The organism is Bradyrhizobium sp. 197, assembly GCF_023073375.1.
Taxonomy (GTDB): Bacteria; Pseudomonadota; Alphaproteobacteria; order Rhizobiales; family Xanthobacteraceae; genus Bradyrhizobium.
Map to the genome: position 1 here is coordinate 15179 of NZ_JADPJJ010000030.1, position 24433 is coordinate 39611.

A 24433-nucleotide genomic window follows, 5' to 3' on the forward strand; every position below is an offset into this window, starting at 1 on the left:
TCGGTACCGAGCGCCCCATCACCCTTGCAAGGCCCGTCGCTTCAACTGCGACGGGCCTTCGCTTTGTGCAGAACGCAGCTGGTGCGCTGGCATCGGAGGACCCATCCTGCGATCTTGCCGTTAACCTCCTATGCGCGGCTGGAACAGCCAGATGGACGACCGACCAAGACAACCCGATAGACTGATGCAGGACGACGGCTTCGTTCGTGTGCGAGGCGCGCGTGAGCACAACCTCAGGAACGTCGACGTTCGCATTCCCCGCAACGCCCTCGTCGTGTTCACGGGCGTGTCGGGATCAGGGAAATCCTCGCTCGCCTTTGGAACGATCTATGCCGAGGCGCAGCGTCGATATCTGGAATCGGTGTCGCCTTACGCGCGGCGGCTGTTCCACCAGATGCAAATCCCAGAGGTTGACGACATCGAAGGCCTGCCGCCCGCCGTAGCGCTCCAGCAGCAGCGCGGCGCGCCGACGACGAGGTCGTCTGTCGGCAGCGTGACCACCATCTCGAACCTGCTCAGGATGCTCTACTCCCGTGCCGGCGATTACCCGCGCGGACAACCGATGCTCTATGCGGAATCGTTCTCGCCGAACACGCCGGAAGGAGCCTGCCCGACCTGTCACGGTATCGGCAGGATGCTCGACGTCACCGAAAAATCCATGGTGCCCGACGACACCAGGACCATCCGCGAGCGCGCCGTCGCGGCCTGGCCGAGTGCCTGGCAGGGGCAGAACCTCCGGGACATCCTGACGACGCTCGGTTACGACGTGGACAAGCCCTGGCGTGAGCTGCCCAAAAAGAACCGCGACTGGATCCTGTTCACGGAGGAGCAGCCGACCGTTCCGGTCTATGCCGGTTACACTGCGGCCGAGGTCAAACGAGCCCTTCGCCGCAAGGAGGAGCCGAGCTATCAGGGCACTTTCACCGGCGCAAAGCGCTACGTGATGCAGACCTATGCCAAGTCGGAGAGTGCGATGATGAAGCGCCGCGTCGCGCAATTCATGATCACCCAGGACTGCCCGACCTGCCACGGCACGCGATTGAAGCCCGAGGCGCTGAAGGTCAAATTCGCCGGCCTCAATATCGCCGAGATGTCGCATCTGCCGCTCAAGCAGCTGCAGGAGGTGATAAAGCCGTTCGCAAGGGCATCGACGGAAGGGGCATCGGAGAAGACCATCGTCGCCAGGCGCATCAGCGAGGATCTGTCGGCGCGACTAGCCGTCCTGCTCGACCTCGGCCTCGGCTATCTCGCTTGCGAGCGCAGCACGCCGACGCTGTCGCCGGGCGAGTTGCAGCGGCTGCGACTTGCGACGCAGGTCCGCTCCAACCTGTTCGGCGTCGTCTACGTGCTCGACGAGCCCTCCGCAGGCTTGCATCCCGCCGACACCGAAGCGCTGCTGCGGGCGCTGGACCGGCTGAAGCACGTGGGCAATTCAATCTTCGTGGTCGAGCACGAGATCGAGGTGATCCGGCATGCCGATTGGCTGGTGGATGTCGGCCCTGACGCCGGCGAAGGCGGCGGGAGCATCCTCTACAGTGGGCCAGCCGGTGGGCTTGGCCAAATCGAACAATCGCGAACCGCTCGTTATCTCACGCATCCACGAAAGCCGCTGCCGACGGTCCGTCGCGCGCCGAAGGGGCATCTGAAAGTCCGGGGGGTGACCCGGAATAATCTTCACAGCCTCAGCGTCGATATCCCACTGGGTGTTCTCACCAGCGTGACCGGCGTGTCGGGCTCCGGCAAATCGAGCCTGATCAGCCAATTCCTCGTCGATGCCTTGGCGGAGCATCTCGGCCATACACGTGGCGCGGAAGCGGACGACGACAGCCTGGCACCTACGGTCGAGACATTGGGCGGCAAGATTGTTGGCGGCCTCGACCAGATCAATCGCCTCGTCGTGGTGGATCAGAAGCCGATCGGCCGCACGCCGCGATCCAACCTAGCGACCTATACCGGCCTGTTCGACCATGTCCGGAAGCTGTTCGCCGCGACGCCGCACGCAAAATCCCGCCGCTACGATGCCGGACGCTTCTCCTTCAATGTCGCGAAAGGCCGATGCAGCACCTGCGAGGGCGAAGGATTTGTCTGCGTCGAGCTTCTGTTCCTGCCCAGCGTCTATGCGCCCTGCCCGACCTGCAAGGGCGCGCGCTACAACGACAAGACGCTCGAGGTGAAGATCCGCGGAAAATCCATCGCGGACGTGCTGGCGATGCGCGTCGACGCGGCCTACGAATTCTTCCGCGCAGATCCAACACTGAACCGCTCGCTATCGGTCGTCCGCGAGGTTGGCCTCGGCTATATCCGCCTTGGCCAGTCCGCCACCGAATTGTCGGGCGGCGAAGCCCAGCGCATCAAGCTCGCGACCGAGCTCATGCGGCCGCAACGCGGTCACACGCTCTACGTCCTCGACGAGCCGACCACCGGTCTTCATCCGCAGGATGTCGAGCGGCTGATCGCTCAGCTCGAGCGGATCGTGGAGGCCGGCAACAGCGTGATCGTGGTCGAGCATGACATGGATGTCGTCTCTCACAGCGACTGGATCATCGATCTCGGCCCCGGCGCCGGTGACGAGGGCGGCCGTATCGTGGCATCGGGGACACCGCATCGGATCGCCGAAGCCGGCGGGAAGACCGCAAATTACCTTGCCGGTCGCTTGAAACAGTAGCGCACGATCTCATCGCCACTCATTTCGCAATTGCGTTCTGCGCCGCGGAGGAGGGACCCCGACTTTCGCCATGTTGACTTTCCGCCGTCCCGCTCCCCATACTTCGCAAAAAGATAAGCAAGACCAGTCATCGGACGGTTTTTGAGGGAGGATAGGATGCCGACTTCACGCAGGCAGCTGCTGAAGAGCTCGGCGGCTGCTGCCGCCGCACTCAGCCTCGATTGGACAAGGGCCCAGGCGCAAGCCGAGAATTTGCGCATCGGCCTGATCTACGACCTCACCGGCCCGTTCGCCGCCGGCGGCTCGGTCGCCTCCTCGGTCGGCGCACAGATCGCCATCGACCTCGTCAACGAAAAAGGCGGCATCGGCGGCAAGACCAAGATCGTGCCGGTCGCGGCGGACTCGCAGAGCAAGGCCGATGTCGCGATCAACGAGGCCGAGCGGCTGATCAGCCAGGAAAAGATCGACATCATCAACGGCGTCTATTCCAGCGCGCATGCGGTGCCGATGGCGGCGAAGGTCGAGCAGCAGAAGAAGATCCTCTGGATCACGACCGCGGTCTCGACCGCCGTGTTCAAGGACAAGAACCTGCAATATGTCTTTCGCGCGCAGATCCATTCCGACCAATATGGACAGGCCTTTGCCGGCTTTATGAGCGAGCACGCCAAAGCCAAGCTCGGCATGGAGCCAAAGGACGTCAAGATCGCGTTGATCCACGAGGACGGCCCTTACGGTGTTGGCGTCGCCGCCGCAGACGAGGCCTATGCGAAAGAAGCCGGACTTCAGATCGTGCTGAAAGAGGGTTATTCGGCTTCGGCCCCGGATTTGTCGGTGCTGGTCACAAAAATCAAACGCGCCAAGGCCGACGTGATTTCGCATGCCGGCTACAACCCCGACATCACCCTGTTCCTGCGCCAGGCCCGCGAGAGCGGCCTGCGCTTCAAGATGCTGTTCGGCGCGGGCGCCGGCTATAGCCAGCTCGACAAGCTGCGCGCGACTTTCGGCGCAGACATCGACAATTTCTGCAACATCGATCCGGTGCCGGCGCAGCTGCTCGATCCGGCCAAGCTTGCGCCTGGAATCGGCGATCTGATCAAGACCATGGTCTCGCGCTACCAGGCCAAGACCGGCGCGACCGACGTGCCGCCGCACTGCTCGATGGGTTTCAACCAGACCTGGGTGCTGATCAACAACGTGCTGCCGGTCGCCAAGGAGAAGTACGGCAGCTTCGAGCCCGAGGCCATTCGCAAAGCCGCGCTCGACGTCGACATCCCCGCCGGCGGCACCATCCAGGGCTACGGCGTGAAATTCTTCCCGCCCGGCACGCCGCTTTCCGGCCAGAACGAACGCTCGACCCCGGTCGTGATGCAGAACGCCGGCGAGCACATCTCGGTGGTGTGGCCAACGAACATCAGGACGCAAGACCCGGTGTTTCCACTGCCGAAGGGATCGACTTACGGGACGTAGGATTGAAGCCGCGCAGACGGTGCGTCCCTCTTCCCTTGTGGGAGAGGGTGGCTCGCCGCTCGCCCTACAACACCACCCTTCGCCCCTCCTCCGCCGCCCAATACCCGGCGTAGTTCACCTTGATCGTCTCATACGCCAGCGCCAGGTCCGACAGCGGCGGCCTTCCGCTCGCGGCGCATTCCATGAAGTCCTGGATTTCCTGGAGATAGCCGCGCGTCCATTCCTCCTCGAGGCAGACATATTGCCAGCCGGTCTTGCGGTCGACTTTTTCGGTGATGTAGACCGAGGCGAGCTTCTCTTCGGAGGTCTGGTAGCTCATCAGATGCGTGTTCGGCGTGATGTTGGCGAACAGCGAGCCGCCTGACGTATAGGTCTCGATCAGATTGCGCACGCCGCCCATGATCATGTCGCCGGAGAACACCGTGGCCTTGGTACCGTCCGAGAAGGTGGCGGTGAGTGTGCCCCAATCCTCGACGTCGACGGGATTGGCCTTGATGTAAGTGCGCTCCTCCGGCTTGAGGTTGGCCGTGACATTGCCGACATCGCCGGTGACGCTGGCGACGCGGATAGTCTCGCCGCGCGCCTTGGCTTCGACCTGCTTGAGATACAGCACGGCGGAGAGCGGATGGCAGCCCATCCGGATCAACGAGCCGCCGCCGGTCATCGCCCATTGCGCGGCATGGGCCGCATGCGAGCCGGAATGACTCTCCTCGCCCTTCATGAACAGGATTTTGTCTTTCGTCGCCCTGATGATCTCCGCGGTCTTGGTCACCGCGGGTGCGTAGATCCAGTCCTCGGCATACATGAAGAGCTTTCCGGTACGTTCGATCGCGGCCCGTGTCGCGTCCATCTCCTCCAGCACGCGCTCGTACATCAGCGCCTTCGGCACATGCTTCCCGATCGGCTGCTCGTCGCCCGCGCGGCCAAAATAGCCGGCGAAGGGTTTTTCACAGATCACGTGCTTGCCGGCTTGCATGGCGGCCACGATCATTTCGGCATGCAGATTGGGCGGCGTGCAGATGTCGATGACGTCGAGTTCGCGGTCTGCGATCAGCTCGGTGAAGCTGCGATAGACCCGCGGGATCTGGTGGCGGCCGGCGAATTCGGCGACGCGGTCGCCGCGCGCAGCGACCGCCGCGACCTCGACATCCACGCCGTAGACGCGCCGGAACGCATACATATGCAGCTCCGACACGAAGCCGCAGCCGACGAGTCCCACCCTGATCTTTGCCATAGCGTCCCCTTACCCATGCTTTGGGCCGCACTATAGCGCGCCGGCAGGCCTATTCCACCGAGACCCGCACCACGCCGGCGCTCATCATGCCCAGCGCACGAGCGGCGGGAACGGAGAGGTCAACGATACGGCCGCGGATGAACGGGCCGCGATCGTTGACGCGGCACTGAATCGAGCGGCTCCCGTAAGACACCGTCAGCACGCTTCCGAAGGGCCGCGTCCGGTGCGCGCAGGTCAGCTCGCCTTTCCCGGCTTTTCCGTATCCGTAATAGGAGGCAAGCCCGCTCTCGGCGTGGGCAAAGGAAACAGCAGAAAGCGAAAAAGTGGCAAGGCAAGAAAATAGCGTGGTCTGCGCTCGCACGGCACCGCTCCCGGTTGGCCCTGGCCCGCGCAGCAAACGTTTGTTGGTTCCCGTGGGTTCCTGAGCCGCTGCCGGGCGACGCCCGGCAGCGCCATCACACATTGTTACCGTTTGTGGAACACGAGCGTCCGGACCTCGATGCTCTCGCGCGGCGCCGCATCCGCCGGCGTGGTCGGATCGACGAAGGCCGTGTGAGGCCCGAAGCGCGTGCGGCCATCGGTTGCGGAATCGTAGCACTTGAGCAGCAGCGCTTCCTCGGCCGTCATCTCGGGGAAATAGAACCAGCGATGGTTCGGATTGTATTTCACCGAATAAGTCTCGCCGCGACGGTTGGGATAGATCAGATCGGAGGCGACGAGATCGTCGGGCGCAACCGTCATGCCGTCGGCCATCGCCAAGGGTGAATCGCGCAAGGGGCCGCGGATCGCCCGCCAGAGGTTGATCACTTGCACGCGTCCCTTCAGCAGCTCTTCGGCTTCGTCGGGCAGATGTTCGCGCACGCGATTGGCGCCGGAGATTGCGGTCTGGTCGACATGGACGCGCGTTGCCGGCTGACGCGGACCGCCGTCGCGAATGTCCGCGGCGCCCTCGACCCGCCTGCGCACGGTATGGTCGAAGATAAAGACGCGGTCGGCTTTCAGCGTTGCGCGCAGGAAGGCCTCGACGGCGGGATAGTAGACCACCCTCACCTCTTCGTCGTTGTTGAAATCCTTCACCAGGGTCGGATGCCGCACCAGCGCAAAGCCTTCGCGATCGAGCGAGATATTTTGCGCGATCAGGCGCGCATCGAAGATCGGCACCTGATGCGGCTCCGGCAACGACGTGCTTTTGGGCTCGCCCGGCGGCGGATCGAAGGCGTAGGTGCGCGGTTTGCCCGAAACCGGCGCGAGATAGTTGAGTTCGGCGGTGACGAAGGGAAGCGATTCGATCTTTGTTTCTTGCAGGCCCATGGCCGGTCTCCCGATGTGGTCGTCTGGATGATTTTTGAGGGGACCGCGCGTGGCGCAAGGGAGACGGTGCAAATAGCAATGGGGGTGTTGTCGAGAGCGAGGAATGCAGAAGGAACGTTTCGCGAAGAGCTATCGCGTGAAATGCGTCGTTCTCATTTCACGGACGCTTGAGGTGCGCGCAAGGTCTCGTGCCCCGGACGCGGCGCATCACGCAGTGGTGCGCCGCAGAGCCGGGGCCCATCTAACCGAGATCGATCTTGCGTGGCATGGGTCCCGGCTCTGCGGAGCAGCGTTGCACGCTGCGCCGCGTCCGGGACACGAGAGCTGTTCCTACAAGCCCGCCTTCGCGATCGCATCCGAGAACGAGCGATCCACGATCTCGGTCGCATCCAGCTTCTGCTTGATCAGGCCCCAGCGAAAATAGAGATCAATCGTGCTCTGCTCGTCCGCGACCACGCCGTCGTCGATCGGCGCGATCCTGATCTTTGCGCGTGACAGCCACTTCTGCGGCACGGCGGCCGGGATGTTCATCAGCCTGCCCCAGGTCGCGGCATAGCTCTCGACATTGTTCAGCGACCACGCCCGCGCCGCGGTGAGGCGCCGGATGAAGTCGGTCAGCTCCGCGCGCTTGTCGCGGATGGCATCAGGCCGCGCCACTTGAAAGCTCAGCCCCGGTGTCAGGCCCTCCGAGGTGATGACGCGGCGCGATTTGAACAGCACCTCCTCCTGGCTGACATAAGGCTCCCAGGTCGACCACGCGTCGACCGAGCCTTGCGTGTAGGCGATCTTGGCATCGGACGGCGCCAGGAACGCGATCTGCACGTCGGCCGCACTCCAGCCGTTCTTCTCGAGCGCGGCCAGGATCAGTTGATGGCCGATCGAGCCGCGGCCCGTTGCGATCTTCTTGCCGCGGAGATCGGCGAAGCTCTTGATTGGCGAGGCCTCGGGCACGAGAATGGCGAGACCCTCGCGCGTCTGCCGGATCGCGGCAATCGCTTTCACCGGCGCGCCGGAGGCGGCGGCGAAGGTGAAGGGTGCATCGCCAACGAGACCGGTCTCGATTGCGCCGGCGCTCAGCGCTTCCAGCAGTGGCGCAGCCGCCGGAAACTCCTTCCATTCGATCTTGTACGGAACGTCCTTGAGCACGCCAGCGGCTTCCATGACCGCCTGCGAATTGCCCTTCTGGTCGCCGACGCGCAAGGTGGTCTGCGCCGCCGCCAGCTCGAACGAGCCGAACAGCAGCGCGCCGGCTAGCATGAGGCGGATCATTCCGCCGCCTCGCCGCGAACGGCCTGACGCTTGGCGACCAGCTCGCGCGTCAGTGGAATCAGCTCGCGCCCATACTCGATGGCGTCGATCAGGGGATCGAAGCCGCGGATCAGGAAATGGCTGATGCCGAGGTCGTAATAGTCGCCGAAGACTTCCGCGACCTGCTCCGGCGTACCGACCAGCGCCGTCGTGTTGCTGTTGGCGCCGGTGAGCTTTGCGATCTCGGTCCAGAGCCGCTTGTCGATGCGGCTGCCCTGGTCGGCAAGCGAGAGCAGTCGCCGCGCGCCGGCCGTGGCGTGACCGTCGGCGGGTTTGCGGTAGCCGGTCTTGTCCTGGAGCGCGGTGGCGCGCGCAAGAAGCTCTTCCGCCTTTTCCCAGGCCTGCTTCTCGGTCGAGGCAATGATCGGCCGCACCGAGAGGCTGAAGCGTGGCGTCGGACGGCCCTGCCTGACGGCCGCGTTATGGACGCGTGAGGTGACGTCGCGCACCTGCGCATAGGATTCACCCCACAGCGCGAACGTGTCGGCGTGCTTGCCGGCGACGTCGATCGCCGCATCCGAGGCGCCGCCGAAATAGACCCGGATGCCCTCTGGGCGATACGGCTTGACCTGCGAAAAAGCGTTCTCGACCTGATAGTGCTTGCCCTTGTAGGTGAAGGGCTTGTCGCTGGTCCATTCCAGCTTGAGGACATCAAGAAATTCCGAGGTGCGCGCGTAGCGCTCGTCCTTATCGTCCAGCGTATTGCCGTCCTGCCGCAGCTCGGTGGCGTTGCCGCCGGTGATGACGTGGAGCGCGACGCGTCCGCGGGAGAACTGGTCGAGCGCCGCAAATTGCCGCGCCAGCAGGGTCGGGGCGGTGAAGCCCGGGCGCTGCGCGATCAGCACGTTGAGGCGGCTGGTCGCACCGAGGACGTGCTGGGCGACTTGAAGCGCATCGGGCGCCGTTGAATGAAACGCCAGCAGCGCGCGGTCGAAGCCGGCATTCTCGTGCGCCTTCGCCACCGTCTCGATGTGGGTCGGGTTGAGGATCGGACCTTCGCGGACGACGGTCTCGGACGAATTGTTGTTGCTGATGAAGCCGATGAACTCGATCGACATGATCGTCTCCCTGTTTGTTTTCTGAAAGCTAGAGTCCCAATGCGGCACGGCCGAGGCCGGTGCGCGTGGAATCGTCCTGCGGCGTGTGCACGCGACCGCACAGGACGTCGCGATAGTGCCGCTCCAGCGGATTGGCGCGGGAGAGGCCGTGATTTCCGGTCAGCGACAAGGCGTCCTCGACCGCGGCGACGGCGTTGTTGGTCACGGTCAGCTTGATGACGTTGGACTCGGCCGCAGAGAGCGCGATGCCGTCATCGAAATCACCGGCGAAGGATGCGATCAGCCGCGCATTGACCGCGAGCCGTGCCTCGATCGCGCCGAGGATCTCCTGCACGCGCGGCAAGGTCGCAAGCGGCGCGCCGAGGCTGGCCGGCACCCGCTGCTTCAGGAACGCGACCAGCCAGTCGCGCGCAGCCAGCGCCACGCCGTCATAGATCGCGGCGACGAAGATCGTGTGGACGGTCGCCTGCGCGACATCAGGTGCGCGCCAGTCCGCCGGCTTGCGCACATCGACTTCCGCATCGAGGGGGATCACGACGTCGTCGAAGATGACGTCGTGGCTGCCGCTGGCGCGCAGGCCGTGATGATCCCAGGTCTCGACGATGCGGGTGCCCGGCAGGCCCGCCGGCACCAAAAATTGTCCGACGCGCGGCTCGGCCTCGTCCGTCCGCGCCCACACCAGATACCATTTCAGGATCGGCGATCCCGTCGAATAGATCTTGTGACCGGAGAGCCGCCAGCCGGTTTCGGTGCGACGTGCAATGGTCGCTGGCAGTCCGCCGCGCGCTGGCGAGCCCAGTTCGGGCTCGACGCGAAGTGCGTTGACGAGCGCAAGGCCTTCGACGCTCTCGCGCGCAAGCTTGCGCGACAGTCGCGCCGGCCAGGTCGGGCTCCGTGCCATCACCAGATGATTGATGTAGTGCATCGACAGCACCAGCGCGGTCGACGGATCGGCCTTGCCGATGATGCCGAGGACGCGTGCGGCGTATTGTGCGCCCGCTCCGGCCCCGTCATGGGCGGCCGGCACCGTCAGCGACAGCAGGCCTGCCTCGGACAGCTCGCGAAAATTCTCGAACGGGAAGCTGGCGGTGCGGTCGTGTTCGGCCGCGCGCGCGGCGAAGGCCCCGGCCAGCGCCTCGGCACGTGCGATGTAGTCGGGCTCGCTATGGCCCACGCGCCCCTTGGCTATCGAACTCACCATGTGGCGTCCAGTCCCAGCAGGCCAAGAATCTGGCGGCGCAGATCGGCCAGATACGGATCGCCGCGATGGCGCGGATAGGGCCGGTCGACACGGATGTCGGCCTTGACCCGCGCCGGGCGGTCGCTGAACACGATGACGCGGTTGGCGAGCACCAGCGCCTCCTCGGCGTCATGCGTCACCAGCAGCGTGGTAAAACCCTTGCGCTGCCACAACGAGACCAGTTCGGCCTGCATGGTGATGCGGGTCAGCGAATCGAGCTTGCCGAGCGGTTCGTCGAGGATGAGGATTTTGGGATCGTTGACCAGCGCGCGGGCCAGCGCGACGCGCTGCGCCATGCCGCCTGAGAGCTGATGCGGATAGGCATTGCGGAAGGAAGATAGCCCCACGAGATCGAGCGCGGCATCGACGCGATGACGCTGGCTCTTCAAAATTCCCTGCGCCTCCGGTCCCAGCGCGACATTGTCCCAGACCGTGCGCCAGGGAAACAGTGTCGGATCCTGGAACACGACGACGCGCGAGGGATGCGGGCTTCGGATGCGGCTGTCGTCCTCGCGCAGCGTTCCGGACCTGGGTTTGTCGAGGCCTGCGACGAGGCGCAGCAAGGTCGACTTGCCGCAGCCGGAGGGGCCGAGCAGCGCGACGAACTCGCCCGGCTCCACGGAGATGCTGACGTCGCTGAGCACCGGCAGCTCGGCACCGTCGATGTCGAAGGCGTGGCTGACCTGCTCGATGTCGAGCGCGGCACCGGCGGCCGGGTGAGCGTCGACTTCGGCGAGCGCAGTTGCGGCTACCATTTTACGGTTCCCTTCTGCCAGACCAGCAGGCGATCGCGGATCGCGAACAACAGCGTGATCGCGCCGGAGCAGAGCAGCGACATCACGATCAGAGCCGCATACATGTTGGCGTAAGCCGCCCAGCCCTGCGCCCATTGCAGGTACCAGCCGAGCCCGGCCTTGACGCCGATCATCTCGGCGACGACCAATACGGCGAAGGACGAGCCGAGCCCCATGAACAGGCCGACGAAGACATGCGGCAATGCCGCGGGGATGGCGACCTTCAACACCAGGAAGGACGGCTTTGCGCCGAGCGTCCGCGCGACGTCGTAATAAGCGTTGCTCACACTCGCGACGCCCGACCAAGTCAGCACGGTGACCGGGAAGCCGGTTGCCAGCGCAATCAGAAAGGTCGAGGCGCTCCAGCTCGACGGGAAGGTGAAGAAGGCGATCGGCAGCCAGGCGGTCGCCGGCAGCGGGCCGATGAAGCGCAGCACCGGATGCACCCAATAGCCGACGGCGCGCGACCAACCGATCGAGACGCCGGTCAGGAAGCCGACTGTTGCGCCGATCAGATAGCCGCCGAGCTGGAGCTTGACCGAGGCGAACACGCTGTCGAGCAGTTTTGGCAGATCGTCTGTATAGACCTCGATGATCGACTGTGGCGGCGGGAAGAACGGCAATGGCAGCCAGGCGAATTTCGCGGTCGCGACTTCCCACAGGGTCATGAAAACGCCGAGCACGACGAGCCACGGCGCACGCTGGCGCAAGGCCCGGCCGGCCGAGCCAAGATAGTCGGCGGCGACGGTCCCGAACAGCGCGACGGCCGCAATGACAAAGGCGGCAATACCGAGCGAATGGGTTCGCGACCAATCGCCGACGTCCTCCCACCACAGGCAGGACAGGCCGAAGGCGATCCACGCCACGCTGGCGAGAATGCCAACGCCGGATTCACGGACCCAGCTCGCAAGCAGCGGCGCGCGAGAGAGACGCGGCGCGCCGGAAGCAAGGCCGTCAGACAGCGAATACGTCGACATAGATGCGCTCCGCGAATTTGGCCGTATCGGTACTCTGTTTGAAGACCTGCACGCTCTTGAGATCGTCGGCATAGGCCTTGAGCTCGCGCTTCAGTACTTCGCCGACGGGGTGATGGTGGTGAGTGTGGTAGCGCACCATGCCTTCGATATCGGCGAGCGACGCCGTCTTGGGCGCGTAGGGCTGGAACGATTTTGCCGCCACTGTCGGGTTCTGCGAGGTGAACATGGCGGCGTCGAGCAGCGCCTGCGTGATGGCGCGCGCGACCTGCGGCTCCTCGCGCACCAGACTGCCGCGCAAGCCGACGATGCAGCAGCTCTTGTCGCGGTATTCGCCGTCGAGATTGGAGGCGACTTCCTTGTACTGGCTGTCCTTGAGCCAGAGATAGCCGAGTGGGTCGGACGACAGGAACGCCTGCACCTCGCCTTTCTCGACGGCGACGTTGAGGAGGTTGCCGGGATAGGCGCGCCAGTCGACGTCCTTGTTGGGATCGATGCCGAGCTTTGCCAGCTGGATCGAAAAGAAGTTCTTGTCGGGGCCGCCGAGATCGCCGACCGCGACGATCTTGCCCTTGAGGTCGGCCAGCTTGCTCACGCTGGAGTCGGCGCGCGTCAGCACGCGCATGCAGCCGCCATGGGTGCCGGCGGCGATCTTGACGTCAAAGCCCTGCTCCAGCGGCTTCAGCCAGCGCAGTGCCATGCCGAGACCGGCATCGCTCTTTCCCGTTGCGATCGCCTCTAGCAGCTGGTCGGTCGATCCGGAATAGTTGACGAGCTCGACGTCGAGATTCTGCTTCTGGAAGAAACCGTGCTCGATGGCGACCGGCAGCGGTGCAAGGCAGACCGCGCCGGCATTCCACGACAGCTTCAATTTGCGCGGCGCACCGGCGAGCGCGGGCGCATCTGACGCCGTCCGGCACAGCGGAAATTCCGAGAAGTCGACGCCAGACGTAATCCCGCGCGGCACAAAAGCCTGTGCCGCACCGAGGGCGCCGAGCGGCGCGGCGAATGCCGCCGCGAGCCCCGCCTGGAGCAGGTGACGCCGGTCGAGCCTCGATCCGCCGTGCTTGATGTCGTCGTTCATCCGTCCCCACTCCTGCGCTGGCACGGCTCCGCCGTCTGCACAACAGTTTGCGTTGCGCCTGTTCCGTGCGGAGCTGCGTTGAGAGAAAATCTTTTCGCCGGCGCCTGCTGCGCCTCGTTGATGCGATGCGCAAATCATGCGGCGTGCTCGCCGCATCGTCAATGAAATGGATTTTCGAATGTTGCGCGAAGCGAAGTCATTCTCTCCATCGGCGCGTCCGGGACGATGAAAGGATTTCTTCCGATGCATCGGTTGGCAGCGTGCTGGCCTACTCCCTCTCTTGCTTCATTCTTGCGCAGCATCAGTGGCGCACACCGCACGTTCTCGAAAGCAGCGCCTCGCTAAAACGTCCTTGCCCATCGCGCGCGCAATACGGTTAGCCATTTCATTGACTGCGCATCGCGCGACCATAGACTTGATCGTCTCGCTGGATCGTTCGCTCACGCGTCGTGAGCAAAGCACCAAGACAGGCAACATGAGCATCAACTCCCTCCACCATTCCGTCACCCGCCGGCTCGCCGCATCGCTGCTTGCTGCCGCCATCACCCTGTCGACGGCCGCGACGTCATTCGCAGCCGACGCAATCGTGCTGCGCGTCGGCGACCAGAAGGGCGGCAATCGCTCGCTGCTCGAGATCTCTGGCTACGCGAAGGATCTGCCTTACAAGATCGCATGGTCGGAATTCCCCGCGGCTGCGCCGATCCTGGAGGCGCTCAACGCCGGCGCACTCGACGTCGGCTACACCGGCGACCTCTCGTTCCTTTCCGTCTACGCGGCCGGCGCGCCGATCAAGGCGATCGGCGGCACAAGGTCGGATGCGAAGACACAAGCCATTCTCGTACGCCAGGATTCGCCGATCAAATCGGCCGCCGACCTCAAGGGAAAACGCCTTGCCGGCACGCGCGGCGGCTGGGGCCAGTTCCTGATCGACGCCACGCTGGAGAAGGCGCAGATCAAGCTGGAGGACGCGACTTTCGCGCCGCTCGGCCCGGTCGACTCCAAGATCGCGTTGGTCGCGGGCTCGATCGATGCCTGGGCAGTGTGGGAGCCCTACGTCTCGTTCGCGACGCTCAAGGACAAGGCCCGCGTGATCGCCGATGGTGAGGGCCTCACGCCGACCATCACCTTTATCGTCGCCTCTGACAGCGCCATCACTAGCAAGCGCGCGGCGGTGCAGGACCTCGTGCAGCGGCTGAACAAGGCGCGGCTGTGGTCGCTGGATCATCTCGGCGAATATGCCAAGAGCACGGCCGAACTAACCAAGCTGCCGGAGGACGTGCTGCTCTCGGCCTACACCGCGCAGCGCACCAGCCCGATCGTGATCGACGAGAACGTCGTGAAGGAGGTGCAGGAAGCCTCCGACCGCTCGACGCGCTACGGCATCCTGCCGAAGAAGCTCGACGTCAGCAAAGCCGTCGACCGCAGCTTCACCGCTGCGGCCGCAGGATCGAACTAGGAGGCAGCGGGATGCGAAGGCTTCGCCTCAAGGCTGGCCCACTGCATCTCGCCGCGATCGTGCTCGCGCATTTCGCTTGCATGGGCCTGATCGTGTGGCTGTCACTTTAGACGTCGGCCAACGTCGCCGCCCGCTGGCCGGGCCTTAAGGAAAAGATCAGGACAACATAAGGAGCCCATAAGGACTTACGAAACGCCACTGGCCTAGCATCGACCCTGTGATCTCGTCGGTAACAGGATGCCTCATCCCACGGCTTGTCCAGGCAACCGCAGCTCGTTCTCCGATTGCCGATCCCGACTGGACGGGCTTACAGTGGAACTCGCCCTGCGGCCGTCGACGCTTGCAATGGGAAGGCGACCTTCGGGCTGGGAGATCAGCGCCATGTCAGCCGGTCAGTATCTTCGTTACGATCCGTCCGTCGAACAAATCCGGCCGGAGGAAGCGGAGGCCGTCGAGGCGATCGTTGCCTCGATCTCGCGAACGAGCGCTCGCACTTTTCACAACGACAAGCATGGGACCCGGCAGCAGCACGCCAAGGGCGCCGGCTATCTCCGCGGCGAGCTGATCGTCTACGACGATTTGCCGGATCATCTGCGCCAGGGCCTGTTCAAACAGGCTGGCCACTTCCCGATCATCGTCCGCCTCTCCACCGCATTCAACAGGAGCGATCGCGTACGTTCGCCGCGGGGGTTTGCCATCAAGGTCTTGGGCGCGACTGGGCTTAAGGCGCTCGGCGACGACGACTCGACGAACCAGGATCTCCTGCTCGTCAATCACCCTAGCTATTTCGCGGATGCGATGGCCTATATGCGCGCACAGCACAAGGTCGAGCGCAGCCTGATCCTGCCGGATCTGGCGTATGGACCCATAGGCTTTGTCGCGCGCATCCTGGTCGCCGCATCGGACAGAACAGGCATTCCGATCCCGATAGTCTTGAAAGCGCTTGGTGATGCCGGCAGCAACATTCTTGGAGAAACCTTTCACACAGAGGGAGCACTGCGGTTTGGCGATTATATCGCAAGGCTTCGCCTGGTGCCGCTCTCGGCCTCGGTCCGCCGGCTCACCGGCCAGCCCTGCCACGATGCCGATAATGCCGTGCTGAACACTGTCGTTGCCTTCTTCAAGGACAATGCGGCCGAGTACGAACTATTTGCCCAGCTCTGCACCGACCTGGAGCAAACGCCGATCGAAGATGCCTCGATCGACTGGCCCGAAGACGTCGCGCCGCCGCAAGCACTCGGCAAGATCACGCTTCCGCGCCAGACCGCCGACAGCCCCGCGCGTCGCGTCTATTCCGACGAGGTGCTTTCGTTCGATCCATGGCGATGTCTCGCGGCGCATCAGCCGCTCGGCTCGATCATGCGATTGCGCAGGGATGCCTACCGTGCCTCCCGCACGCTGCGGCAGCAGCAAAATCAACACACGGTCAAGCAACAGCCCGGAGAACCGCGACAGATCGCGGACCTGCCGGATTGAGCCCGATCACCGTTCCGCACTATCGAACCGGGTGTCCCGGCCTGCGTCGAAAAAGGACGCCGATCGCAGCGGATCGCCGGGATCAAGCGTCTCTGCCAGCGATCCGATCACCTGGCCGGAGCGGTCCCGCCACTTGGCAGCCCTTTGCGTTTGTCCGAGGCTCGCATAAAGCGCTGCGGTCGTGCGATAAACCCGCCAGGTGGCATGCGGCAACCTGGCATGGCGGACGATCGAAATTGCCGTCGACAAATGTTCGCCAGCGAGTTGCACATCCTGCTTCAGGATCGCAATTCTTGCCATGACCTCGTGGCACAGCGCGAGAAACGGGCGGTCGGGTGCCGCGCTCGTCACCTCATGAAACTGGCTGGCCGAACTCTGGGCGCGATCCAGATCGCCGATCGCGATCCAATAGTCGCAGCAAGTCAGCAGATAGTGGGGGATGACCAGCGACTCCATCGGCACGCGATCGACCTCCATTCGCCGCTCCATCGCATCGAGATGCTGCCGCGCCCGAGTCAGGTCGCCCATCCTGACATAAGCTCGCGCCAGCAGGTTCCTGCCAACGAAGAAGGTGAACGGATTGGCCTCGATCATCGGGCCGAGCGCATCCTCCGCACGCCGTGACGCGCTCCCATATTCCTCCGCCTCGGAATACAGCCATCCGATCGCGAGATGACACAGCGCGACGGCCTGCGGATTTGCATTTCGCTCCGAGATGGCCAACGCGGAGACGACGTTTCGTTGCGCCTGCCCCCATTCACCGTGATAAATCTGGGCAAACGCCTCGACCGTTTCATAGAGTACGAACAGATAGACGTCACCGACCAGGCGGGCGAGCTCCTTGCCCCTGGTCGTCGCATCGCAGCAGGCCGGATAATTCGCGCGCAAGAACTCCAGCACCATCTCCATCGAGCAGCGTCGCAGCCGCATGCTCAGATCCTGTTCTCCGGTGATCAGTGCTGACGCATGCTCGGCAAGGTCCGCATTCTCGCGATCCCAGCCGCGGAGCATCAGCTTCAAATTGGCAACGTTCCCCTGGACCAGAGCGCTGAACGCGGCGTCGTCGATCGCCCGGCTCTTTACAAGAGCCTGTTCCGCAACAGGCAGGCTCTGGCGTCGATCGACGTAAAGACAGAATCTGCTGAGGTCGACCAGTGCGTTCACCTCTTCGCGCACGTGTCCGTTCTCCGCCGCGTGGGCGACGACTGCGCTGAGATCCTGCAGGGAATTCAGGAAATCTCCACTGGCCCGCCAGGCCCAGGCGCGCTGAAGCAGCAACTTCAGACGTGCTGTCACCCGAAACTCCGGCGGCAAATGCGGCACCAGTTCCAAAGCACGGGACAGGTAATTGGCGGCCTCGCGTGTGCTGAACCTTCGCGCCGAGCCCTCGGCGGCCGCGCCCAGATAATGCATCGCTTTCGGAAAATCGCGGCCCAGTTCGAAGTGGCGCGCGAGAACGGCGGCGATCTCCGCAGCCTGCGGCCCGTAGCCCTGCTCGAGCACCGCCCCAAGTAGCGCATGGGTTTTCGTGCGGCGCGCCGGCGCGAGCCGCTGGTAGAGGATCTCCTGGTAGAGCGCGTGCTGGAACGCATAGCGACCGGAGACACCTCCGCTCGGCCACTCAGTCATGCCGGCAACGACGATAATGCGATCAGTCCGCGCCAGGTCCTCGCACATCTCCTCGACATCCAGCACGGGACGGTCCAGCGCACCGGCGATATGGAGCGCAGAAAACTCCGCTCCCGCCGCACTGGCAACCTCGAGCAGGCTGCGCTCGTCCACGGTGAGGTGATCAATCTGCTGCTTGATCATTCCTTCCAGATCGCGCGGCATGCTGTCATGCGAGGCCGCGTCTTCGCTGACCAGCCGCCAGCCCAATTCGTGCTCGACAAGCGCGCCTTGTGCCACGAGATGATCGAGGAGAGACGACACGAACAGAGGATGCCCGCCGGTTCTCGCGAAGATGCGCTCGACCAGCTCTCTGGCAAAATCGGCCGAGTTGAAGCGCAGGGAAAGATAACGTTCGACGTCGATGCCGGTTAGTCGATCGAGCGCGAGCTCGGTGGCGTGTCCGTGAATCCGCAAGTCCTGGTGAACGGCACGGATAGGATGTCCGCCGACGGCGACTTCCATCGGCCGATAGGTGGCCAGCACGAGGATAGCCGCCCTCCGATCCCGGCGCGCAAGCCGGGAGAGCACATCCACGGTGGCAACGTCGCTCCAATGCAGATCTTCCAGGATGATCACCCATGGTCGCCTGACGGCGAGATGTTCCATGAGATCGGCAAATTCGCGCAGCATGCGCTCCCGGGTTGCGCCAAAGACTTCATGCTGGAATGCGGCCCGGTCTGCTTCGCCGAGGAATCCGGGCATTTGCGCGAGCCAGGTCGGCGCGTGCTCGCGTATGGAAGTCAGCAGCGATGCTCCATCGGTTCGACGGCAGCACTCGTTTAGCGCTCCGATCAGCGGAAGAAAGGCCTCGTGAGTGCCGAACAACTCGTTGCAGCTACAGTGCAGCACGCCCAGTCCCTGCTGGTTCATCCTGTCGAGCGTCATTTGCAGGAGGGTGGTTTTTCCGATCCCGGCCTCGCCGGTGATGAAGACGATCTGACGCTGTCCGGTACGAGCGAGTTGCAACGCCTTGTCCAGCGTCTCGAGTGCCCCAGTGCGGCCTACCCTCCAGTGCCGGCGTCGATCGACGACCTGCTCCGTGGCGGAAGCCGCCTCCTCTTCGGCTGGCCGCTCGATCGCAGGCAATTCGGCGGTCGCGACCGGCGCAATGAAGCGATAGCCGCGCCGCGTCACCGTCTCGATGTAGTTGGGGGACTGCCTGTCATCGCCGAGCACCGAGCGCAGCGTGTTCACGGCAACGGCGAGGCTCGACTCGCTGACGTGCAGATCGGACCAGACCGCGTCGAGCAACTCTTCCTTGGTGACGAGCTCACCGGGCCGACCGACAAGATAGCAAAGAACCTCGAACGGCTTCGGCGCCAGCGCGATCCGCTCCCCGCCTCGCCACAATAGCGCGTTGGCCCGGTCGAGGCGGAATTCACCAAAGGCAAGCGCGTCTCTACGCACGGCTCCAACCCCCGGATGCTCCCCGATCTTAAGGGAAAGCTCAGCCAAATGTAAGGGCGCGCTAAAGACCTGCGCCCTGCGCCGGCACTAGCATTGGCCTGTCCACTTCAGAGACGCCGGCAAGGCGTCGGACGGCCTTTTCATCACACTGTCATTTCAGTCGACAGGCAGTCGATGCCTGAATTCCGGCAAGGAGTTGGCCATGAGCATTTTAAAACACCTGGCGATCTCGCCTCTCGCTTTTGCCATTCGCCATTACGACGTCAAGGTCATATTGAGCGTCACCGTCCTCAGCCGCATCTTTCTCGTCGCCATCTACCTTGCGTGCGGCGGTCCGGGCCTGTCCGAGCCCGATCTCACCAACACCATCGCGCTGCCATGACCCCGGGACCGCTCGAATGGTGCATCGAGATCGCGATCATCGTCGCGATCTGCATCGGGATTGTCGCGGGCGGGCATGGCCGGCTCGTCGTGCCGCATCACCGGGTTCAACGCGCGCAAGCCGATCGGGCCGCTTGCGTGCAGCGGCCCTCAAACCTCTTCAGCATCGTCGCGCTGCGGCGAGGCGCTCCGCCCGTTTGATCGATCACCAATATCCGCGATGATAGGCCCGGTACGGCCGGTAGTAGCCGTAGCGCGGACCGTAATATGGACGATAGGCGCGATAGCCGTAGTAGCGTGGACGCGCGTAGTAGCCGCCATAACCGTAACCCGGACCATAAGCATAACCGGATCCGTAGCCGCCGCCATAATAGACGGGCGCATAACTGTAGCCCGGGCCCGGATATCCATAGCCGCCCCCATAGTATGGGCCGCCGCCATATCCATAGCCATAAGGCGCGCTGCTGGCGATGGCGCTGCCGATGATCGCGCCGGCCGCGAGACCGCCAATACCCCATCCAAAACCTCGGCCGCGCCAGTACACCTGCGTAACATCATCGCCGACCGCGGCCTTCATGGTCGCGACATTGGTCGGCAGCGGGGCTGCTGCCGCCTGCTCGACCTGGCCGGCCATCACCGCACCCGCCAGCGAACAGGCAATTGTCATTTTCCAGATACTCATCGCCTCACTCCCTGTTTGACGTTTCGCTCGGAAGAGGATCGCGGTCGCATGATCGGGCATCCTTGCGCCAAGTCAAAGCCTCAAAAGTCGCGCCTCCAATTGCGTGCACCGCACAAGATGGGATGCCTCAATTGTCATCAGACCGGAGGCCGCAGACCCGGCAAAGCATTAAGCTTCCCGCGCATTCGCAACCAACAACCACCTTCCCGATTGACTGTTCGTGCCGTTACTATCGGTTCCGAAGTGCGCGGCCGGGAGGCTTCTGGCGAGCGCCAGAGTTGTGGGAGGATGACATGAGTGCCGCGAGACCCGAGCCGCTTGCCCGTCAGGCCCTGGCGTTCGTCCTGGCCGGCGGACGCGGCAGCCGGCTCCTGGAGCTGACCGACCGGCGCGCCAAGCCTGCGGTCTATTTCGGCGGAAAATCCCGCATCATCGATTTCGCGCTGTCGAACGCCGTGAACTCGGGCATCCGCCGCATCGCAGTCGCCACCCAGTACAAGGCGCACAGCCTGATCCGGCACCTTCAGATGGGTTGGAACTTCTTCCGTCCCGAGCGCAACGAGAGCTTCGACATTCTCCCGGCCAGCCAGCGCGTCTCCGAGAACATGTGGTATGTCGGCACGGCGGATGCGGTCTACCAGAACATCGACATCATCGAATCCCACGCCTGCCGCTTCATCGTGGTTCTCGCCGGCGACCATGTCTATAAAATGGATTACGAGGTGATGCTGCGCCAGCATGTCGAGAGCGGCGCCGACGTCACCGTCGGCTGCCTCGAAATGCCGCGGGCGGAATCCTCCGGCTTCGGCATCATGCATATCGACGAGAATGGCTGGATCAAGTCGTTCCTGGAAAAGCCGAAAGATCCGCCGCCGATGCCGGGAAAGCCGGACGTCTCGCTCGCCAGCATGGGCATCTACGTGTTCGACGCGAAACTCCTGTTCGAGGAGCTCAAGCGCGACGCCGAGGATCCGAACTCCAACCACGATTTCGGCAAGGACATCATCCCCTACCTCGTCAAGAACGGCCGCGCCATGGCGCACCAGTACTCGACCTCCTGCGTCCGCTCCGGCAGCGACCCCCGCGCCTATTGGCGCGATGTCGGCACGGTCGACGCCTATTGGGCCGCCAATATCGACCTCACCGACGTGGTACCCGAGCTCGATTTGTTCGACAGCGCCTGGCCGATCTGGTCCTATTCGGAGATCACGCCACCGGCAAAGTTCGTCCACGACGAGGAGAGCCGACGCGGCCAGGCCGTGAGTTCGCTGGTCTCGGGCGGTTGCATCATTTCCGGCGCCTCGCTGCGGCGCTCACTGCTGTTCACCGGCGTGCGCGTCAACTCCTACGCCAATGTCGAGAACGCCGTGATCATGCCCTACGTCAATGTCGGCCGCGGCGCGCGCTTGAAGAACGTCGTGATCGACCGCGGCGTGGAGATCCCGGAAGGCCTCGTCGTCGGCGAGGATCCCGAGCTGGACGCGAGGCGCTTCCGCACCACCGAACAGGGCATTTCGCTCATCACCCAGTCGATGCTGGACAGGCTCAATACATGACGCCTGTTCGCGTCCTCGCGGTCGCCTCTGAAGTCTATCCCATCGTCAAGACCGGCGGCCTCGCGGATGTCGCGGGCGCGCTGCCGCTCGCGCTGAAAGCTCACGGCGTCGAGATGCGCACGCTGATGCCGGGCTATCCCGACGTGATGCGGATGCTCGGAGGAGCCGACGAGATCCGGCGCTGGCCGGATTATTTCGGCGGCCCCGGACGCCTGCTCGCGGGCTCGCATGACGGGCTCGATCTGTTCGTGCTCGACGTGCCGCATCTCTACGCGCGGCCGGGCAATCCCTACGTCACCGCCGAGGGCGTCGACTGGCCGGACAATGGCGTGCGCTTCGCGGCGCTGTCGCGCATCGCCGCCGATATCGGCCACGGTCTCGTTCCCGCCTTCGTGCCCGACGTCGTGCACGCCCATGATTGGCAGGCCGGGCTCGCGCCGGCCTATCTGCACTATGACGGCCGACCGCGGCCCGGCACCGTGATGACCATCCACAACATGGCCTATCAGGGCAAGTTCGCTCCCGAGCTGATCGGTTCGATTGGCCTGCCCTGGCACGCCCTCGGCATCGACGACCTCGAATATTTCGGCGGCATCAGTTTTTTGAAGGCAGGCCTGCAATTCGCCGATCGCGTCACCACGGTCTCGCCGACCTATGCGCGGGAGATCCAGAGCGACGAGGGCGGCATGGGGTTCGGCGGCTTGCTTCGCTCCCGTGCCAACGTTCTGAGCGGCATTCTCAACGGCATCGACATCGATGTGTGGAATCCGCAGACCGATCCGCACATCGCCTACCGCTTCGGCGCAGAGGATCTCACCTTCCGGGCCGCGAACAAGGCGGTGCTTCAGCAGCAATTCAATCTCGATTCCTCGGACGAGACGCCATTGCTCGGCGTCATCAGCCGCCTGTCGTGGCAGAAGGGGCTCGATCTCCTGCTCGAGGCCATTCCGACCATCCTGAGCGAAGGCATGCAGCTCGCGCTGCTCGGAAGCGGTGACCGCGATCTCCAGGAACGCTATCAGGCCGTCGCACGCGCGAACCCGGGCCGGATCGGGGTCGTGATCGGCTACGACGAGATCATGGCGCATCTGATCCAGGCCGGCTCGGACGCGCTCATCGTTCCGTCACGCTTCGAGCCGTGCGGCCTGACCCAGCTCTGTGCGCTACGCTATGGCGCCGTGCCGATCGTCTCGCGCGTCGGCGGCCTCGAGGATACCATCGTCGACATCGGCGAGGCCGATAAATCGGGCCATGATGCCACGGGCTTCAAGTTCGGCCCCGTGACCGCGGATGCCCTCGCCGGCACGCTGCGCAAGGCCAACATCGCCTTCCACGACAAGCTGACCTGGCGCCGTGTGCAACTGGGCGGCCTCGCGACCGACGTGTCCTGGCGCAACCGTGCCGGCGACTATGCCGCGCTTTATCGCGGGCTGATGGCGTCCCGCCGCGCCTGAGGCCTGATCGTCCTCGAATCCATGCTATAGAGCCGGCATGGAACCCCTTACGATCAAGCTGATCGGCTTTGCCGCCGCCACCTGCACCACCGTCGCCTACGCGCCGCAGGTCATCAAGGTCTGGAAGACCCGCTCGGCGCGCGACATTTCGCTCGGCATGTTTCTCATCATGGTGCTGGGCCTCGCGCTCTGGCTCGTCTACGGCCTGCTCTCCGGCGACGCGCCGCTGGTCGCTGCCAACGCCATCACCATGCTGCTCGCCGGCGGCATCTTGTTCATGAAGCTGAAATACGGGTGAGGCTAGCGCGATGCCTTGGGGTGGATTAGCGAAGCGCAATCCGCCCTACGAGTTCACCCGAACACATACGACGCCATCGCAACGTTAGCGACCTCGTCGACGAAGACGCGCTTGCCCGCGTCGCTGCCGGCGGCGCCGGCGGCCACCATCAGCGGCAGCAGATGATCTTCACGCGGATGCGCGAGACGCGCACTCGGCGCGTTCTCCCAGTCAACCAGCATCGCGTTGCGGCGCGCCGAGTCCGGACTGCCGATCGCCTCGTTCAGATAGGCCTCGAAATCATACGAGACCGGCTTCGACTCCGCCCGGCCAAACCCGCGCATGTTGTGATAGGTGAGCCCGCTGCCGACGATCAGAATGCCTTCATCCCGGAGCGAGGTGATCGCCTGCCCCACCCTGATGTGCTCGGCCGCGTCATAGCTCGATCTCAGCGACAGCAGCACGATCGGCATGTCGGCATTCGGATACATCAGGCCAAGCGGCACGAAGGTGCCGTGATCGAAACCCTGATTGGGATCCTCGCGGCAATCGAGGCCGGCGCGCGCAAGCAGCGCCTTCACTTCCGCTGCGAGTTCGGGCTTGCCCGGTGCCGGATATTTGAGGTGATAGGTGTGCTCGGGAAAGCCGTGATAGTCGTACACCATCGGCGGATGCGCCGAGGTGGTCACCGTGAAGGTCTCGGCCTCCCAATGGCCGGTGATGACGAGCACGGCCTTCGGGCTTGCTGGCAATAGCTGCGGTAGCCGGCCGAACGCCTCGGCAGTCTTCGCATATTGCACCCGCCTGTCCTCCATGAACGGCCAGGGACCGCCGCCATGCGACAGGAAGAGGGTCGGAAATCGCGTCATGGATGCGGGCTCGTCTCGTTGACAGCATGCGCGTGTAACAGCCGCGCGATCGGCGGCGAGCATAGGCAA

At 64.1% G+C, this 24433-nt stretch carries 21 protein-coding genes; 9 read left to right on the plus strand and 12 right to left on the minus strand.

All coding sequences use genetic code 11. The features are described 5' to 3' along the window. Window positions 1-151 precede the first annotated feature (151 nt). Window positions 152-2665, plus strand: coding sequence for an excinuclease ABC subunit UvrA (gene uvrA / locus IVB27_RS06625; RefSeq protein ID WP_247442281.1), 2514 nt, complete (start codon window positions 152-154; stop codon window positions 2663-2665). Window positions 2666-2821: 156 nt separating this feature from the next. Beyond that, on the plus strand, window positions 2822-4132 hold the full coding sequence (locus IVB27_RS06630; RefSeq protein ID WP_247442283.1) for an ABC transporter substrate-binding protein: 1311 nt from the start codon (window positions 2822-2824) through the stop codon (window positions 4130-4132). A gap of 64 nt (window positions 4133-4196) precedes the next feature. Here IVB27_RS06630 and IVB27_RS06635 read toward each other — a convergent pair whose 3' ends face one another. The 9 genes from IVB27_RS06635 to IVB27_RS06675 form a co-directional block, all read right to left on the minus strand. Continuing rightward, window positions 4197-5366, minus strand: a complete 1170-nt coding sequence (locus IVB27_RS06635) for a Gfo/Idh/MocA family protein (RefSeq protein ID WP_247442285.1) — start codon at window positions 5364-5366, stop codon at window positions 4197-4199. Between the two features lie 49 nt (window positions 5367-5415). Then, on the minus strand, window positions 5416-5727 hold the full coding sequence (locus IVB27_RS06640; RefSeq protein WP_247442288.1) for a septal ring lytic transglycosylase RlpA family protein: 312 nt from the start codon (window positions 5725-5727) through the stop codon (window positions 5416-5418). Between the two features lie 104 nt (window positions 5728-5831). Then, on the minus strand, window positions 5832-6677 hold the full coding sequence (locus IVB27_RS06645) for a CmcJ/NvfI family oxidoreductase (protein ID WP_247442289.1): 846 nt from the start codon (window positions 6675-6677) through the stop codon (window positions 5832-5834). A gap of 330 nt (window positions 6678-7007) precedes the next feature. Further along, window positions 7008-7946, minus strand: a complete 939-nt coding sequence (locus IVB27_RS06650; RefSeq protein WP_247442291.1) for an ABC transporter substrate-binding protein — start codon at window positions 7944-7946, stop codon at window positions 7008-7010. Next, a complete protein-coding gene (locus IVB27_RS06655) occupies window positions 7943-9043 on the minus strand; it encodes an LLM class flavin-dependent oxidoreductase (protein ID WP_247442293.1) in 1101 nt (366 codons plus the stop codon). Before IVB27_RS06655 ends, IVB27_RS06650 begins: the two co-directional genes overlap by 4 nt. Window positions 9044-9071: 28 nt before the next feature. Further along, window positions 9072-10244: an acyl-CoA dehydrogenase family protein gene (locus tag IVB27_RS06660; protein ID WP_247442295.1), complete on the minus strand. Its 1173-nt coding sequence runs from the start codon at window positions 10242-10244 to the stop codon at window positions 9072-9074. After that, on the minus strand, window positions 10238-11038 hold the full coding sequence (locus IVB27_RS06665) for an ABC transporter ATP-binding protein (protein WP_247442298.1): 801 nt from the start codon (window positions 11036-11038) through the stop codon (window positions 10238-10240). Before IVB27_RS06665 ends, IVB27_RS06660 begins: the two co-directional genes overlap by 7 nt. Further along, window positions 11032-12054, minus strand: a complete 1023-nt coding sequence (locus IVB27_RS06670; protein WP_247442300.1) for an ABC transporter permease — start codon at window positions 12052-12054, stop codon at window positions 11032-11034. Before IVB27_RS06670 ends, IVB27_RS06665 begins: the two co-directional genes overlap by 7 nt. Then, window positions 12032-13135, minus strand: coding sequence for an ABC transporter substrate-binding protein (locus IVB27_RS06675; RefSeq protein ID WP_247442302.1), 1104 nt, complete (start codon window positions 13133-13135; stop codon window positions 12032-12034). The genes IVB27_RS06670 and IVB27_RS06675 overlap by 23 nt, the downstream gene beginning before the upstream one ends. A 475-nt stretch (window positions 13136-13610) precedes the next feature. On the opposite strand from IVB27_RS06675, the gene IVB27_RS06680 reads away from it, so the two are divergent. Together IVB27_RS06680 and IVB27_RS06685 are read left to right on the plus strand one after the other, a co-directional pair. Beyond that, window positions 13611-14591, plus strand: a complete 981-nt coding sequence (locus IVB27_RS06680) for an ABC transporter substrate-binding protein (protein ID WP_247442304.1) — start codon at window positions 13611-13613, stop codon at window positions 14589-14591. Window positions 14592-14972: 381 nt separating this feature from the next. After that, window positions 14973-16067 carry a catalase family protein gene (locus tag IVB27_RS06685; RefSeq protein WP_247442306.1) on the plus strand — a complete coding sequence of 365 codons (1095 nt, stop codon included), beginning with the start codon at window positions 14973-14975 and terminating at the stop codon, window positions 16065-16067. Window positions 16068-16073: 6 nt separating this feature from the next. On the opposite strand, the gene IVB27_RS06690 is transcribed toward IVB27_RS06685, so the two are convergent. Then, a complete protein-coding gene (locus IVB27_RS06690) occupies window positions 16074-19145 on the minus strand; it encodes an ATP-binding protein (protein WP_247442307.1) in 3072 nt (1023 codons plus the stop codon). Between the two features lie 202 nt (window positions 19146-19347). Between IVB27_RS06690 and IVB27_RS06695 the strand changes: the two genes are divergently transcribed. After that, window positions 19348-19527, plus strand: a complete 180-nt coding sequence (locus tag IVB27_RS06695; protein WP_247442308.1) for a hypothetical protein — start codon at window positions 19348-19350, stop codon at window positions 19525-19527. After that, window positions 19524-19727 (plus strand): hypothetical protein, encoded by a 204-nt coding sequence (locus IVB27_RS06700; protein WP_247442309.1) that lies wholly within the window; start codon window positions 19524-19526, stop codon window positions 19725-19727. The genes IVB27_RS06695 and IVB27_RS06700 overlap by 4 nt, the downstream gene beginning before the upstream one ends. A gap of 4 nt (window positions 19728-19731) precedes the next feature. Here the strand turns inward: IVB27_RS06700 and IVB27_RS06705 are convergent, their stop codons facing one another. Continuing rightward, window positions 19732-20208, minus strand: a complete 477-nt coding sequence (locus IVB27_RS06705; RefSeq protein ID WP_247442311.1) for a hypothetical protein — start codon at window positions 20206-20208, stop codon at window positions 19732-19734. 293 nt (window positions 20209-20501) lie between these two features. Between IVB27_RS06705 and glgC the strand changes: the two genes are divergently transcribed. The 3 genes from glgC to IVB27_RS06720 are packed head-to-tail and all read left to right on the plus strand — an operon-like array spanning window position 20502 to window position 23516. Beyond that, complete coding sequence (glgC, locus tag IVB27_RS06710; RefSeq protein WP_247442313.1) at window positions 20502-21764, plus strand: glucose-1-phosphate adenylyltransferase; 1263 nt, start codon at window positions 20502-20504, stop codon at window positions 21762-21764. Continuing rightward, window positions 21761-23218 (plus strand): glycogen synthase GlgA, encoded by a 1458-nt coding sequence (gene glgA, locus IVB27_RS06715; RefSeq protein ID WP_247442315.1) that lies wholly within the window; start codon window positions 21761-21763, stop codon window positions 23216-23218. Before glgC ends, glgA begins: the two co-directional genes overlap by 4 nt. A 37-nt stretch (window positions 23219-23255) precedes the next feature. After that, window positions 23256-23516 (plus strand): SWEET family sugar transporter, encoded by a 261-nt coding sequence (locus tag IVB27_RS06720; protein WP_247341438.1) that lies wholly within the window; start codon window positions 23256-23258, stop codon window positions 23514-23516. A 53-nt stretch (window positions 23517-23569) separates the two neighbouring features. Here IVB27_RS06720 and IVB27_RS06725 read toward each other — a convergent pair whose 3' ends face one another. Then, complete coding sequence (locus IVB27_RS06725; RefSeq protein WP_247341435.1) at window positions 23570-24364, minus strand: DODA-type extradiol aromatic ring-opening family dioxygenase; 795 nt, start codon at window positions 24362-24364, stop codon at window positions 23570-23572. Window positions 24365-24433 lie beyond the last annotated feature (69 nt).

Bases quoted from the DNA above. Each gene is read 5' to 3' on its own strand.
- IVB27_RS06630 (WP_247442283.1), top strand. From the start codon at position 2,822: ATGCCGACTTCACGCAGGCAGCTGCTGAAGAGCTCGGCGGCTGCTGCC.
- glgC (WP_247442313.1), top strand. From the start codon at position 20,502: ATGAGTGCCGCGAGACCCGAGCCGCTTGCCCGTCAGGCCCTGGCGTTC.
- IVB27_RS06660 (WP_247442295.1), bottom strand. From the start codon at position 10,244: ATGGTGAGTTCGATAGCCAAGGGGCGCGTGGGCCATAGCGAGCCCGAC.
- uvrA (WP_247442281.1), top strand. From the start codon at position 152: ATGGACGACCGACCAAGACAACCCGATAGACTGATGCAGGACGACGGC.
- IVB27_RS06675 (WP_247442302.1), bottom strand. From the start codon at position 13,135: ATGAACGACGACATCAAGCACGGCGGATCGAGGCTCGACCGGCGTCAC.
- IVB27_RS06635 (WP_247442285.1), bottom strand. From the start codon at position 5,366: ATGGCAAAGATCAGGGTGGGACTCGTCGGCTGCGGCTTCGTGTCGGAG.
- glgA (WP_247442315.1), top strand. From the start codon at position 21,761: ATGACGCCTGTTCGCGTCCTCGCGGTCGCCTCTGAAGTCTATCCCATC.
- IVB27_RS06700 (WP_247442309.1), top strand. From the start codon at position 19,524: ATGACCCCGGGACCGCTCGAATGGTGCATCGAGATCGCGATCATCGTC.
- IVB27_RS06645 (WP_247442289.1), bottom strand. From the start codon at position 6,677: ATGGGCCTGCAAGAAACAAAGATCGAATCGCTTCCCTTCGTCACCGCC.
- IVB27_RS06655 (WP_247442293.1), bottom strand. From the start codon at position 9,043: ATGTCGATCGAGTTCATCGGCTTCATCAGCAACAACAATTCGTCCGAG.
- IVB27_RS06680 (WP_247442304.1), top strand. From the start codon at position 13,611: ATGAGCATCAACTCCCTCCACCATTCCGTCACCCGCCGGCTCGCCGCA.
- IVB27_RS06705 (WP_247442311.1), bottom strand. From the start codon at position 20,208: ATGAGTATCTGGAAAATGACAATTGCCTGTTCGCTGGCGGGTGCGGTG.
- IVB27_RS06650 (WP_247442291.1), bottom strand. From the start codon at position 7,946: ATGATCCGCCTCATGCTAGCCGGCGCGCTGCTGTTCGGCTCGTTCGAG.
- IVB27_RS06720 (WP_247341438.1), top strand. From the start codon at position 23,256: ATGGAACCCCTTACGATCAAGCTGATCGGCTTTGCCGCCGCCACCTGC.
- IVB27_RS06695 (WP_247442308.1), top strand. From the start codon at position 19,348: ATGAGCATTTTAAAACACCTGGCGATCTCGCCTCTCGCTTTTGCCATT.
- IVB27_RS06665 (WP_247442298.1), bottom strand. From the start codon at position 11,038: ATGGTAGCCGCAACTGCGCTCGCCGAAGTCGACGCTCACCCGGCCGCC.
- IVB27_RS06670 (WP_247442300.1), bottom strand. From the start codon at position 12,054: ATGTCGACGTATTCGCTGTCTGACGGCCTTGCTTCCGGCGCGCCGCGT.
- IVB27_RS06685 (WP_247442306.1), top strand. From the start codon at position 14,973: ATGTCAGCCGGTCAGTATCTTCGTTACGATCCGTCCGTCGAACAAATC.
- IVB27_RS06725 (WP_247341435.1), bottom strand. From the start codon at position 24,364: ATGACGCGATTTCCGACCCTCTTCCTGTCGCATGGCGGCGGTCCCTGG.